The organism is Flavivirga spongiicola (assembly GCF_030540825.1).
GTDB classification, from domain to species: domain Bacteria; phylum Bacteroidota; class Bacteroidia; order Flavobacteriales; family Flavobacteriaceae; genus Flavivirga; species Flavivirga spongiicola.
Map to the genome: position 1 here is coordinate 652753 of NZ_JAUOEO010000001.1, position 14350 is coordinate 667102.

Here is a 14350-nt window from a genome sequence, read left to right on the forward strand (position 1 = left end):
ATTTGAAGATCTAATGTAAAATAAAAAAGCCCTTTCAAATACATTGAAAGAGCTTTCCTGACTAAGACATAAAATAATTAAATATTAAACAAAATTTAACTTTTTATCTATTTTTTTATAAGCTTGATTTACTGTTCGCTTCATTAATAAAGACACAATTAATGCGATAACGAATAAGCCAGCAAAAACTTCCAAAGTAGTATCTAACGATCCTGTGGCATTTTTAACTACATCGTAAATTGTAGGGCCTACAACACCTGCTAATCCCCAAGCTGCCAACACCATACCATGTATAGCTCCTAATTGCTTGGTTCCAAACAAATCGCCTAAGAATGCAGGTAAGGTTGCAAAGCCACCTCCATACATAGTGATCACTGTAAATAGAACCACTAGAAAAGTTAGTTCCATTGAAATTTTTGGCAAGAAAAAGAAGGCCAAAATTTGAAAAGCAAAGAATATAATATACGTATTTGCTCTTCCTAAATAATCTGAAAGGCTAGACCACATGATTCTACCTAAGCCATTAAACACACCAATTAAGCCAACTATTGCCGCAGCCTCCATAGGCGTATAATTTAGCTTTTCCTGCATCATTGGGCTCGCTGCAGATATAATGGCAATACCACAAGCTATATTAATAAACATCATAATCCAGATGTAATAAAAACGTGAAGTCTTTAGCGAAGCATTCGCATCAATATTAGAAATATCTGCTTTTATCTTTTTACCTTCTCCCAGTTTAAAGCCATCTGGCATATAACCTTCTGGTGGTTTTTCAATGTATCTTGCAGAAGACAATATCAATAGCATGTATATAGATCCTAAAATGTAAAAGGCATTTGACACACCGACGGCATCAAAAAGCGATTGCATGACTGGTCCGAAAATTAAAGCAGCAAAACCAAATCCCATAATAGCCATTCCTGTTGCTAAGCCACGTCTGTCTGGAAACCACTTAACTAATGTACTCACTGGTGTAATATAACCTAATCCTAACCCAATACCCCCAATAACACCGTAACATAAATAAAACAGCGTTAAAGATTCTAACTGTACAGCTAACCCTGAACCTAAAATACCAATACCATAAAATAATCCAGCTGTTGTGCCGCTTATCTTTGGCCCTACTTTTTCTACCCATCTACCTAAAAATGCTGCCGATAGCCCCAATAACAAAATAGCAATTTTAAATGCCCATTTTATAACACTTCCATCAACATCAAAAATATCTTTAACTGGATTGGTCATTACCGAATATGCATATACAGATCCTATTGAAATGTGTATTCCAACGGCTGAAGCAGCTATTAACCAACGGTTTTTAAGTTTTTGTGTTTGCATAATATTTATAATTTAAGCGTTGACTATACGACACTTTTTAATTTATTTTAACTTCTTTAAAATAGTTCTTTAAAATCCCAACCGCTGTCTCTATTTCTTCCTCTGTATTTTCACGTGCATGTTTTAACTGATAATCCCAACCTAAAGCTTCCCATTTATGGATACCTAGCTTATGATATGGCTGAAGCTCAATTTTTTCAATAGTTTTGTAATCTTTAAAATATGCGCCCATTTGGTGTAAAAGTTCAGGCCTATTCGTAATCTCTGGTATTAACACATACCTCAACCACATTTTTTTTCCTGATGCTTCTCTATGTTTAGCAAAAGTAAAAGCAGTTTCATTATTACGCATCCCCGTTAAAGCTTCATAGCCTTCTTCAGTCATGTGCTTTATATCTAACATGACTAAATCTGCATAATCGTCCAACAATTTTTTCGTGAAATGATTTAATATTCTACCATTAGTATCAATATTGGTATGAATACCTTCCTCTTTGAGTCTTTTAAAAAAAGGAATTAATTCTTTAGACTGTAATAAAGGTTCTCCTCCCGATACTGTTACCCCACCTTTTTTACCAAAATATGGCTTCATTTTCAGGGAGATATCTACTAACTCTTCAATATGATACAAGGTGCCTCCAGAAGTTTTAATAGTATCTGGATTATGGCAATACAGACATTTCAATTTACATCCCTGTAAGAATATAACCAAACGAACTCCTGGACCGTCGTGTGTTCCAAAGGACTCAATAGAGTGTACTCTTAATATGTTTTCTTCTGTTTTGATAAGGTGTTTTTTAAATTAGTATCCACAAAAGAAGCATGATACTTCTTTTGCAGATACTCAAAGTATTAATAAAACTACATGGATTCGTGGAAAGAACGTGTGATCACTTCTAATTGCTGCTCTTTTGTTAATCTTACAAAATTAACAGCGTAACCAGAAACACGAATTGTTAATTGTGGGTATTCCTCTGGGTGCTCCATAGCATCAATCAATGTTTCCTTGTTTAATACATTGACATTAATATGTTGTGCGTTTCTAGAGAAATAACCGTCTAAAATGGTTGCTAAATTTTCTATTCTGTCTTCATCATTTGCTCCTAAAGATTTAGGTACTATTGAGAAGGTATTTGAAATACCATCTTGAGAATCTTTATAATCAATTTTAGCAACTGAGTTTAATGATGCAATGGCTCCTTGAGAATCACGACCGTGCATTGGATTAGCCCCTGGTGCAAATGGAATCCCTTTTGCTCTACCATCTGGCGTCGCTCCAGTTTTCTTTCCATAGGCTACATTCGATGTGATTGTTAATACAGACATTGTGGGTTCCGCATTTTTATAAACCGCTAATTGCTTCAATTCATCATTAAAATTGGCAACAGCATTTGCGGCTAAAACATCCACTCTATCATCATCATTACCATAGCATGGGAAGTCACCTTCAATTTTAAAATCTACCGTTAAACCTTCTTCATTTCTTATTGGTTTTACTTTAGCGTATTTAATTGCCGAAAGTGAGTCTGCTACAATTGATAAACCTGCTATACCGTAAGCAATATTAATACTTGGATTCGTATCGATTAATGCCATTTGAGCTTTTTCGTAATAGTATTTGTCATGCATGTAGTGAATAATGTTCATAGAGTCATTATAAACACGCGCGACATCTTTCATAGCTATTTTAAAGTTAGCCATGACATTATCAAAATCTAAATATTCACCACAGTCGCAAGCTTCAATACCATCAACCATTTGAGTTCCTGTTATTTCACAACGCCCACCATTAATAGCTAATAATAATGTTTTAGCTAGGTTGGTACGTGCACCAAAGAATTGGATTGATTTTCCTAATGACTGATGAGAAACACAACAAGCAATTCCGTAATCATCAGAACCTCTGCTTTTTCTCATTAGAGCATCATTTTCAAATTGAATTGATGATGTGTCTATTGATACTTTAGCACAGTAATCTTTGAAGTTTTGTGGCAGGTCTTCAGACCAAAGGATGGTCATATTAGGTTCTGGCGAAGGTCCTAAGTTATATAAGGTATTCAAGAAACGGAAAGAGGTTTTAGTTACCTTAGTTCTTCCATCATCAAACATACCTCCAATAGCTTCTGTTACCCAAGTTGGGTCTCCTGCGAATATTTCATCATAAGCACTCATTCTTAAATGGCGCACCATACGAAGTTTCATAACAAACTGATCTATATATTCCTGAGCTTCTTCCTCAGTAATAAGACCTTCTTGTAAATCATTTTCAATAAAAACATCTAAAAATGTAGACACATTACCCAAAGACATGGCTGCGCCATCTTGTTCCTTTACGGCAGCTAAGTAAGCCATGTACGTCCATTGTACTGCTTCTCTTGCATTTTCAGCAGGACGACTTAAGTCTAAATCATATTTAGCACCTAATACAATCATTTCTTTCAATGCTCTTATTTGCTCAGAAACTTCTTCACGTAAACGAATAACAGCATCACTCATAGGACCTTCAATCTTATCTAAATCTACCTGTTTAGATTTAATTAAGAAGTCAACTCCATATAAGGCTACACGACGATAATCACCAATAATTCTACCTCTGGCATAATTATCTGGCAATCCTGTTAAAAAACCCAATGAACGGTATTTCTTAATTTCCTTTGTATAGGCATCAAAAACACCATCATTATGTGTTTTAACATATTTAGAAAATAACTCTGTTAATGCATCATTAGGTTTTACCCCATGTTCTGATAATGCTTTTTGAACCACTTTAAAACCTCCAAAAGGTTTCATAGTTCGTTTTAACAACTCATCCGTTTGCAACCCTACAATCACTTCATTTTCTCTGTCAATATATCCAGCATTAAAGGCACTAACAGTCGAAACTGTTTCAGTATCGATTGAGCGTACTCCATTACTTCGTCGCTCTTCTTTAGTAGCTTCTTTACAAATTTCCCATAATTTCTGAGTTCTTGTACTTGGACCAACCAAAAAACCTGCCGTTCCGTGATAAGGAGTAATATTATTAATAACAAAATCTCTTATATCGACTTTCTCAGTCCAAATTCCGTATTTAAATTGTTTTACTTCCATTGTTTTATTTTATTAATATTTTGAAAAAAAATCATGTTTGTTTTATACTTTCAAAAGTAAATACTGCGACTAATTATAAAACTGACAATTATCAGTAAACACTCAAACCTATTACAGGGTTTTTCACGAAAACGTTTGAGTTGTTAGGCTTTAAAAATAAAATATTTACACTTTTAACTTTTGTATTTATAAAAAGTTAAAAGAAAATATATATTTCATGTAATTCTACTACTCTTGATTGCATTTAGATGCAGTTTTCATAATAATTAAAAATAATTGTGCTTATTTCACAACAATAAACGACATATGGTAAATGAAGTTTAGAAATACATCTTCTAAAACATCTAAGGATTATGGTGTCATACTCTCATTTTATGCACTCAATTGGTATCTGATAAAATTACATATGCTTCGTTAAGACAATCTATTTTATTATAGTACTACAATCTAGAAAAGGTCTCACCAAAATCTGCCAATTAAAAATTTTAATACTATTTATAGTGTATACAATGTTATTAGTCTAAAAAACATAAGGTTAGTTTATTATTTCATTTATATTTAGTAAACATTAAAAAGTAAATGAAATACAATTTAAGGCCTCCTTTGACAAAAAAATGGATTAATATACTTCTCATATTAATTTGTATGCCATGTTTTGCACAAACCAAATCAAAACCCAATGTTATTATCATCTATACCGATGATCAAGGAGCTGTTGATTTAGGAAGTTATGGAGCCACAGATATTTACAGTCCAAATATTGATAAATTAGCTAAAGAAGGGACACGTTTTACCCAAGCTTATGTCGCAGCTCCAGTTTGTGCCCCATCAAGAGCTGCTTTACTCACAGGAAAGTATCCACAAAATGCAGGAGTTAATAGTAATACTTCTCACGTCCCGGGGTCTCATGGGATGCCTAACAACCAATATACACTAGCTGAACTATTTAAAGACCAAGGCTATAAAACAGGTCATATTGGTAAATGGCATTTAGGTATGAGTGCAGAAACGTCTCCTAATGCTCAGGGCTTTGATTATTCCTTTGGACATTTAAGAGGCTGCATTGACAATTACTCACATTATTTCTTTTGGGCTGGACCAAATATTCATGATCTCTATGAAAATGGAAAAGAAGTATTTTACGACGGTCAATATTTTCCTGATTTAGCTTCCGATCGAGCTTTGCAATATGTTGAAGACCATAAAAGCGATCCTTTTTTTATGTTCTACGCTATAAATATGCCGCATTATCCCTATCAGCCAACACAAAAATGGAGAGACTATTACAAAGAAGTTGAAAAGCCAAGAGGCGATTATGCTGCTTTTATTTCAACTATTGATGAACGCATTGGTTTTTTAATTAATAAATTAGAAACTTTAGGTATAAGAGATAATACAATTATAGTATACCAGTCTGATAATGGTTATTCTACAGAAATGCGTGCTTTTAATGGAGGTGGTAGCTCTGGTCCCTATAGAGGTGCTAAAAGTAGTCTGTTTGAAGGTGGTATAAGACTTCCTGCTATTATTAGCTGGAAAAATAATTTACCTCAAAATATTGTAAATGATGAGTTTTTAGTAAACATAGACTGGTTGCCAACTCTAGCAAATTTATGTGACTTTAATAATTTGCCAAAAAACATTGACGGGAAAGACTTATCTAAAATGATTAAAAAGCCTAATACGGTATCACCAAGAACCAATGCCTTTTGGAAATATGGTAACCAATGGGCAGTTAGAAAAGAAAATTGGAAACTTATAGGTTATCCAAAAGACACATCGCATAAAGGAGAGCTAGATTTAGAGCATGACGCCTTATTCCTATCAAATCTAGATGAAGATGTTTCTGAAATGGAAAATTTAGCAAATAAATACCCTGAAGTTGTAGAAGCATTGAAAACCGAATACATGTCTTGGGAACATGGACAGGCATCAGACATACCTAAAAAATCTGTGGTTATAAATCATTTAGGAAAAAGTAAAAAAATTAAAGACATTAAAAAGCTTCATAATAAATATAAAAATATTGAAGTATTACTTGATGGTAAACGTGGTTATAATGATTTTAGTTCTGGACAATGGATTGGACAAGAAGGAAAAGATTTAGAATTTGTGATAGACCTAAACACTTCTCAATCAATTTCAAATATAAACCTTGGGTATTTACACAATCCATCTAACTGGATTTATGCTCCTAACACATTTGAAGCTAGTTTCTCGAATGATGGTAAGACCTATAATAATACCATAAAATCAAATACACCTTCCCGAATACATAATAAAAATAACTTCATTGATAAACTGTCTATTAAAACAAAACAACAAGCAAGATATATAAAAATAAATATAAAAGGCATTACCAAAATCCCTGAAAACAATGAAGGTGCTGGTAGCCAAGGTTGGGTATTTATTGATGAAATAATAATAAACTAATTAATGAAAAAGCATTTACATATACTAACAGCCACCATCTTAATATTATTAACAGTACTTAGCTGTAAATCTGAAAAAGAGCAGGATGTAAAGAAACCAAATATCCTCTTTATAATGTCTGATGATCATACCTCACAAGCTTGGGGAATTTACGGGGGTATTTTAAAAGATTATGTTAAAAATAAAAGTATTAGTCGATTAGCTGATGAAGGTATCATACTAAATAATGCCTTCTGCACCAACTCTATTTGCGTACCTAGTAGAGCCAGTATTCTTACGGGACAATACAGTAATAAAAATGGTGTATATACACTTAGTGATGCCTTACAACCAGATAGCTTAAATATAGCAAAAGTGTTAAGTGAAAATGGTTATCAAACGGCTCTTATCGGAAAATGGCATTTAAAAAAAGAACCTTCTGGTTTCGACCATTATAATATTTTACATGATCAAGGACGTTATTGGGATCCTATTCTAAGAACCAAAAAAAACTTCCATAAACCTCCAGAAGCATGGGATGTGCACAAAGGATTTTCAACAGATGTTATTACCCAACTATCTCTAAATTGGCTAAGTCAAAGAGATAAAGAAAAACCATTTATGTTAATGACACACTTTAAAGCAACACATGAACCTTTCGATTATCCTAAACGCTTTGATGATTTATATAAAGATATTGAGATACCAGAACCGGTATCCTTATTTGACTTTTCTCCGGAAACCACAGGGCGTAGTTTTCCTGGTCAGCAATTAGAAAATTTGAGTTGGCGTTACGAACAAGCATCAAACGATCCTGAAAAATGGTGGTGTAAATATCCCGGACTTCCGTTTTATACTAAAAATATGGATAGTATTACGGCTCGTAAAGCTACCTATCAAAAATTTGTTAAAGACTTTTTACGATCTGGCGCAGCTATTGATGATAATATTGGTAAAATTCTAGATTATTTAGAAACCTCTGGTTTAGCTCAAAACACAATAGTTATCTACACCGCGGATCAAGGTTATTTTTTAGGAGAGCATGGTTTTTTTGATAAACGTTTAATATATGATGAATCGCTACGCATGCCTTTTGTAATAAGATATCCTAAAGAAGTTCCTGCTGGTAAGCGTTTAGATGATATTATTTTAAATATAGATTTTCCTGCACTATTTGCAGACTATGCAGGAGTAAAGATTCCAGAATCGATGCAAGGTGAAAGTTTTCGTAACAACCTTAAAGGTGAAACTCCTGAACATTGGAGAACATCAGTCTATTACAGATATTGGACAAATCATCCTGTTAGGCCAGGTCATTTTGGGATACGAAACAAAAGGTACAAATTAGCGCTCTTTTATGGACAATCCCTAGATATGACAGGCTCATCAAAAGAATCTACAGCTCCTGCCTGGGAATTTTATGATTTAGAAAAAGACTCACATGAAAATTATAATGCATACCATGATGAATCTTATTCTGATATTATAAAAGACATGAAACTTGAGTTAATAAAGCTTCGTGAAGAATATGAAGACACAGATGAAAAATATACTGTTCTTCAAGATATTTTTGATAAGTATTGGAATTAACAAAAAATTAAACTTCTACTATTTTAATCAATTTGAAAATCCCTTTTAATTTCATACTTTGCAAAGAAACTTTTCAAATAGCAAATGGCAGACGTTACAAGAATTTTTGATTTTCCTTATTATCAGTTAGAAACTTATAATTTAGATAAAGCACTCACCTCTAAATATAATGGTGAATGGCATTCTATTTCAACTCAAGAATACATTAATCAAGCGAATGCTATTAGCAGAGGCTTGTTACGTTTAGGTGTTCAGCCAAATGATAAAATAGCTGTTATTTCTTCAACAAATAGAACTGAATGGAATGTTTTAGACATAGGAGTCCTTCAAACCGGTGCGCAAAATGTGCCTATATATCCAACGATTGCTGCAGAAGATTACGAATATATTTTAAATCATTCTGAAGCTATTTACTGCTTTGTTTCTGATGCTGAAGTTTTGGATAAATTAAATACTATTAAAGGCAATACAAAACTTAAGGGCATCTATACTTTTAATGATATTAAAGGTGAAAACAGTTGGAAAGACGTTTTAAAATTAGGTGAAGACCCAAGTAATCAAAACGAAGTTGATGCCAGAAAAGAAGTTGTTAAACCTCATGACTTAGCCACTTTAATTTATACTTCTGGTACTACTGGCAAACCAAAAGGTGTGATGCTGTCTCATAACAATCTGGTATCTAACGTGTTAGATAGCTTATCTCGAGTTCCTTTAGATATAGGTAAATCTAAAGCGTTAAGTTTCTTACCCGTATGCCATGTTTTTGAAAGAATGATATTATACCTATATCAATATTGTGGTATAGAAATATACTTTGCTGAAAGTATCGAAACTATAAGTGATAACTTAAAAGATGTTAAACCAAATATCATGACAGCTGTACCTAGGCTTTATGAAAAAATGTATGATAAAATAATCGCCAAGGGAACCGAATTAAAAGGTATAAAAAAGGTATTGTTTTTCTGGGCCGTAAACTTAGGTTTAAAATATGAGCCTTATGGTAAAAATGGCTGGTGGTATGAATTTCAATTAAAAATAGCAAACAAGCTTATTTTTAATAAATGGCGAGATGCCTTAGGAGGAAATATTAACACTTTAGTATCTGGAAGTGCTGCCCTACAACAGCGATTAATTAGAGTGTTTTCTGCTGCGAAAATGGAAATACTCGAAGGGTATGGATTAACAGAAACATCTCCTGTAATATCTGTGAATTGTCCGCATAATGCAGGCATTAAAATTGGAACTGTTGGACGAATTATAGACAACGTTGAAGTAAAAATAGCAAATGATGGAGAAATTCTAGTAAAAGGTCCTAATGTCATGCTGGGCTATTTTAAAGATTCTGAAAAAACTAAGGAAGTCATGACTGGAGACTATTTTCATACAGGTGATATCGGGGAAGTTGACAACGACAATTTCTTAAAAATTACCGACCGTAAAAAAGAAATGTTCAAAACATCTGGTGGAAAATATGTGGCACCCTCATTATTAGAAAATCAATTTAAACAATCAAGGTTTATTGAACAAATAATGATTATTGGAGAAGGCGAGAAAATGCCAGCTGCATTAATTCAACTTAATTTTGAATTTGTTGAAGAATGGGCAAGGCGACATGATATCACATTTCAATCTAACAACGACATCATCACTAATCCTCAATTATTAGAGCGTATTCAAGAAGAAATTGACGATGCTAATAAAAACTTTGGTAAATGGGAACAAATTAAAAAATTCGAAATCACCCAAGATATCTGGTCTATTGATTCTGGTCATTTAACACCTACAATGAAAATGAGAAGAAAAGTGATTAAAGCAAAATATGCAGATTTAATAGAAAAAATCTACAGGTCATAATTTCAAAAAACACTATTAATTACCGCACATGCCTGTTGTTTTAATACCTATAGAAGTATATTCATCATGAATAGCATTTAAAAGAGAGTATTCATCAAATGAGTCTTGTCCCAATTCCCAAATCATAATGCCTCCAATTGATTTATCATTAGCTAGATTAACTTTATATTTAATTGTTGACATGCCATTATAATATGATGTCCCTACATTATCTATATTAATATTGTTTATATTTTCTCTAATGATTTCATTATATGTAAACGTATTAACTGTTGTTGAGTTCACAAAATTATATCCGTAAAAAGGGACTCCTAAATTTAATTTATTACTAGAAATTCCTATAGTGTTATTCCATAATGCTATACCTTCTTTAGAAAACTGTAATGAACTATGCTGACCTGAATTTGAAGGTGCCCAAGGACCTGTAGCATCATAAGACATAATATTTATAAAATCAAAAACACTAAGAGCAGCATCTGAAACATTACTATATCTGGTTTGGGGAAAAGCTACAGTAAGTAATTTATTATGGGCATTTAGGGCTTTATCTAGCTCTATTACAAAACCACTATACCCTGACGTAACATGTTCCCATTCTAAATCTACATCTACACCATCTAAATTATTTGAAAGTACATAATCTACAATTTTAGCAATAAATGCTGGTCTATTATCTGGTATATCTATCAAATTAGACCAATTCATTGTTTGTTCATTTGTTAAACCTGCCCCAGCTAAAGAAATACAAATAACAATATTAGCATTTGCTGACTTTGCATCAGATATTATAGAACTAATACTTGGCATTATAATATTTCCATTACTATCGGGATTTGCAAAGGCTAGGTTTAAATGCGTAAGCTTACAATATTCTATTTTGTTACTTAATGAAAATCTGTGTATAGGCAAATACCCTACTACTCTAGCTTTTTCCATATTAGTCTCTTCAACTTGAGGTTCAACCTCTGTCTTTTCTTTATTACACGATAATATCAATAAAAATAGAATCGAATAATATAATATCTTGTAATTCATTTTATAAAGCTTACTTAAAATATTAAAAGTATTCTTTTTTCTGGCTATACTAACACACTCAAAAATATAAAAAAATTAATTTACTATTTTTATTATGCATGCATAATAAATTTTATTATATTTGGAATCACCAACTAAATATCATGAAAGACAAAACTATTGACTATATACTAAGAACGACATGGCTTACAGTACAAAAAATGTATAATGAAGAAGCTGCAAAATTTGAAAGTACTATGGCAACAGGCTTTACTTTATTAAGTATTGATCCTGAAAAAGGGACACCTTCAACTGCTTTAGGACCAAAAATGGGAATGGAAGCCACCAGTTTATCTAGAATATTAAAAACTATGGAATCTAAAGGGCTCATTGAACGTAAACCCAATCCGGAAGATGGTCGTGGTGTGATTATTTCTCTCACCGAATTTGGCCTTGAAAAAAGGGACTATTCAAGAGATAAGGTTTTAACATTTAACGAATCTATAAGAAATAATATATCAGAAGAAAAACTGAACAGTTTTTACGAAGTAGCAGAAGTTATTAATGATATGGTAACAAATAAAAAAATATATAATCAAAATGGTTAGTAGTATAAAATGAGTAAACGTAGAATAAAAAAAGTGGCCATTATAGGTTCTGGTATTATGGGAAGTGGTATTGCGTGCCATTTTGCTAATATTGGCGTAGATGTTTTATTACTTGACATCGTTCCAAGAGAACTCAATGATAAAGAAAAATCTAAAGGTTTAACACTTGAAGATAAAGTAGTACGAAACAGGTTGGTTAACGATGCACTCGCTACATCATTAAAATCAAAACCTTCACCAATTTATCATCCTAAATTTGCAAACCGAATTACAACAGGTAATCTGGAAGACGATATTGCAAAAGTAGCTGATGTAGATTGGATCATGGAAGTAGTCGTTGAACGATTAGATATAAAACAACAGGTTTTTGAATCACTCGAAAAGCACAGAACTTCAGGAACTTTAATTACAAGTAATACGTCTGGTATTCCTATTAAGTTTATGAGTGAAGGCCGTAGTGAAGACTTTCAGAAACATTTCTGTGGAACGCACTTTTTTAATCCTGCGCGCTACTTAAAATTATTCGAAATCATTCCTGGTCCAAAAACAGATCCTTCGGTTTTAGAATTCCTTAATAGTTATGGCGAGCAATTTCTGGGAAAAACATCGGTAGTCGCTAAAGATACGCCTGCTTTTATTGGAAACCGTATTGGTATCTTTAGTATCATGAGTTTATTCCATGCCGTTAAAGACATGGGATTAACTATTGAAGACATTGATAAATTATCTGGTCCAGTTATTGGCAGACCAAAATCTGCAACATTTAGAACTGTTGATGTTGTTGGTTTAGACACTTTAGTTCATGTAGCAAACGGTATTGCAGAAAACTGCAAAGAAGACGAACGCTTAGAGCTTTTTAAATTACCGGATTTCATCAGTACTATGATGGAAAATAAATGGTTAGGAAGTAAAACTAAACAAGGGTTTTATAAGAAAACTATTTCTGCTGAAGGTAAAAAAGAAATCCTATCATTAGATTTAAATACTTTAGAATATCGTTCTTCAAAAAAGGCTAAATTCGCGACTCTGGAACTTACTAAAACTATCGATAAAGTTGTAGATCGATTTAAAGTACTGGTCTCTGGCAAGGATAAAGCAGGTGAATTTTACAGAAAAAGTTTCGCGGCTTTATTCGCCTATGTTTCTAACCGTATTCCCGAAATAACTGATGAATTATACAAGATCGATGACGCGATGAAAGCTGGTTTTGGTTGGGAACATGGTCCTTTCCAAATTTGGGATGCTATAGGTGTTGAAGAAGGTATAGAAATAATGAAAGCTGAAGGTTTAGCACCAGCTGCCTGGGTGAACGATATGTTAACCGCAGGAAGTAAATCGTTTTATTCTGTTAAAGAAGGGGCTACTTATGCTTACGATATTCCAAAGAGAGTACAAGAAAAAATACCAGGTCAAGATGCATTTATCATCTTAGACAATATTAGAAAATCTAATGAAGTATTTAAAAACTCAGGGGTTGTCATTGAAGATTTAGGAGATGGGATATTAAACTGCGAATTCCAATCTAAAATGAATACCATTGGAGGTGATGTTTTAGCAGGACTTAATAAAGCGATCGATTTAGCTGAAAAAGAATATCAGGGGTTAATTGTTGGTAACCAAGGCGCCAATTTCTCAGTTGGTGCCAATATTGGTATGATCTTTATGATGGCTGTTGAGCAGGAATATGAGGAGCTTAATGCGGCTATCAAGTATTTTCAAGATACGATGATGCGTATGCGTTATTCTTCTATCCCTACCATTTCAGCACCACATGGCATGTCTTTAGGAGGTGCTTGCGAATTATCCATGCACGCAGATAAAGTGGTTGCTGCTGCCGAAACTTACATTGGCTTAGTTGAGTTTGGTGTAGGCGTTATTCCTGGCGGAGCTGGTTCTAAAGAAATGGCTTTAAGAGCTTCAGATACTTTCAGAAAAGGCGATGTGGAATTAAACACTTTACAAGAATACTTTTTAACTATCGGTATGGCAAAAGTAGCAACGTCTGCTTACGAAGCTTTTGATCTAGGTCTGCTTCAAAAAGGAAAAGATATCGTCGTTATTAATAAAGACAGACAAATAGCTACTGCAAAAGCACATGCAAAATTGATGGCGGAAGCTGGTTATACACAACCTGTAAAACGTAAAGATGTAAAAGTACTCGGAAAGCAAGCTTTAGGCATGTTTTTAGTTGGAACCGATTCTATGGAAGCTGCAAATTACATCAGTGAGCATGACCATAAAATAGCAAACAAATTAGCTTATGTTATGGCTGGAGGTGATTTATCGGAGCCTACTTTAGTAAGCGAACAATACTTGTTAGACCTTGAAAGAGAAGCCTTCTTAAGTTTATGTACAGAACGTAAAACTTTAGAACGCATTCAGCATATGTTGAAGACGGGGAAACCACTTCGTAATTAAGAATCTGGACTATCAGATACTAG

The 14350-nt window shown here is 33.3% G+C and carries 9 protein-coding genes; 5 read left to right on the forward strand and 4 right to left on the reverse strand.

Features of this window, described 5'->3' with window-relative positions:
• Window positions 1-84 precede the first annotated feature (84 nt).
• The 3 genes from Q4Q47_RS02465 to pflB form a co-directional block, all read right to left on the reverse strand.
• Window positions 85-1341, reverse strand: a complete 1257-nt coding sequence (locus Q4Q47_RS02465; RefSeq protein ID WP_303305071.1) for an L-lactate MFS transporter — start codon at window positions 1339-1341, stop codon at window positions 85-87.
• Window positions 1342-1378: 37 nt separating this feature from the next.
• Entirely contained in the window at window positions 1379-2128 is a 750-nt protein-coding gene (gene pflA, locus Q4Q47_RS02470) for a pyruvate formate-lyase-activating protein (protein WP_303308435.1), read from the reverse strand.
• Window positions 2129-2202: 74 nt separating this feature from the next.
• The gene (gene pflB / locus Q4Q47_RS02475) at window positions 2203-4431 is read right to left on the reverse strand and encodes a formate C-acetyltransferase (RefSeq protein WP_303305072.1); all 2229 of its coding nucleotides are present in this window, start codon (window positions 4429-4431) and stop codon (window positions 2203-2205) included.
• A gap of 579 nt (window positions 4432-5010) precedes the next feature.
• Here pflB and Q4Q47_RS02480 point away from each other — a divergent pair.
• The 3 genes from Q4Q47_RS02480 (at window position 5011) to Q4Q47_RS02490 (ending at window position 10287) form a co-directional block, all read left to right on the forward strand.
• A complete protein-coding gene (locus Q4Q47_RS02480; protein WP_303305073.1) occupies window positions 5011-6864 on the forward strand; it encodes a sulfatase-like hydrolase/transferase in 1854 nt (617 codons plus the stop codon).
• Between the two features lie 3 nt (window positions 6865-6867).
• A complete protein-coding gene (locus Q4Q47_RS02485) occupies window positions 6868-8433 on the forward strand; it encodes a sulfatase family protein (RefSeq protein WP_303305074.1) in 1566 nt (521 codons plus the stop codon).
• A gap of 84 nt (window positions 8434-8517) precedes the next feature.
• Window positions 8518-10287, forward strand: coding sequence for an AMP-dependent synthetase/ligase (locus Q4Q47_RS02490; RefSeq protein WP_303305075.1), 1770 nt, complete (start codon window positions 8518-8520; stop codon window positions 10285-10287).
• Between the two features lie 15 nt (window positions 10288-10302).
• Here Q4Q47_RS02490 and Q4Q47_RS02495 read toward each other — a convergent pair whose 3' ends face one another.
• Window positions 10303-11322, reverse strand: a complete 1020-nt coding sequence (locus tag Q4Q47_RS02495; RefSeq protein WP_303305076.1) for a glycosyl hydrolase family 18 protein — start codon at window positions 11320-11322, stop codon at window positions 10303-10305.
• A 143-nt stretch (window positions 11323-11465) separates the two neighbouring features.
• Between Q4Q47_RS02495 and Q4Q47_RS02500 the strand changes: the two genes are divergently transcribed.
• Both Q4Q47_RS02500 and Q4Q47_RS02505 read left to right on the forward strand, forming a co-directional pair.
• Window positions 11466-11909, forward strand: a complete 444-nt coding sequence (locus Q4Q47_RS02500; protein WP_303305077.1) for a MarR family winged helix-turn-helix transcriptional regulator — start codon at window positions 11466-11468, stop codon at window positions 11907-11909.
• A 9-nt stretch (window positions 11910-11918) separates the two neighbouring features.
• Window positions 11919-14327 carry a 3-hydroxyacyl-CoA dehydrogenase/enoyl-CoA hydratase family protein gene (locus Q4Q47_RS02505; protein WP_303305078.1) on the forward strand — a complete coding sequence of 803 codons (2409 nt, stop codon included), beginning with the start codon at window positions 11919-11921 and terminating at the stop codon, window positions 14325-14327.
• Window positions 14328-14350: the final 23 nt, after the last annotated feature.

Bases quoted from the DNA above. Each gene is read 5' to 3' on its own strand.
- Q4Q47_RS02500 (WP_303305077.1), top strand. From the start codon at position 11,466: ATGAAAGACAAAACTATTGACTATATACTAAGAACGACATGGCTTACA.
- Q4Q47_RS02490 (WP_303305075.1), top strand. From the start codon at position 8,518: ATGGCAGACGTTACAAGAATTTTTGATTTTCCTTATTATCAGTTAGAA.
- Q4Q47_RS02485 (WP_303305074.1), top strand. From the start codon at position 6,868: ATGAAAAAGCATTTACATATACTAACAGCCACCATCTTAATATTATTA.
- Q4Q47_RS02495 (WP_303305076.1), bottom strand. From the start codon at position 11,322: ATGAATTACAAGATATTATATTATTCGATTCTATTTTTATTGATATTA.
- Q4Q47_RS02465 (WP_303305071.1), bottom strand. From the start codon at position 1,341: ATGCAAACACAAAAACTTAAAAACCGTTGGTTAATAGCTGCTTCAGCC.
- Q4Q47_RS02505 (WP_303305078.1), top strand. From the start codon at position 11,919: ATGAGTAAACGTAGAATAAAAAAAGTGGCCATTATAGGTTCTGGTATT.
- pflB (WP_303305072.1), bottom strand. From the start codon at position 4,431: ATGGAAGTAAAACAATTTAAATACGGAATTTGGACTGAGAAAGTCGAT.
- Q4Q47_RS02480 (WP_303305073.1), top strand. From the start codon at position 5,011: ATGAAATACAATTTAAGGCCTCCTTTGACAAAAAAATGGATTAATATA.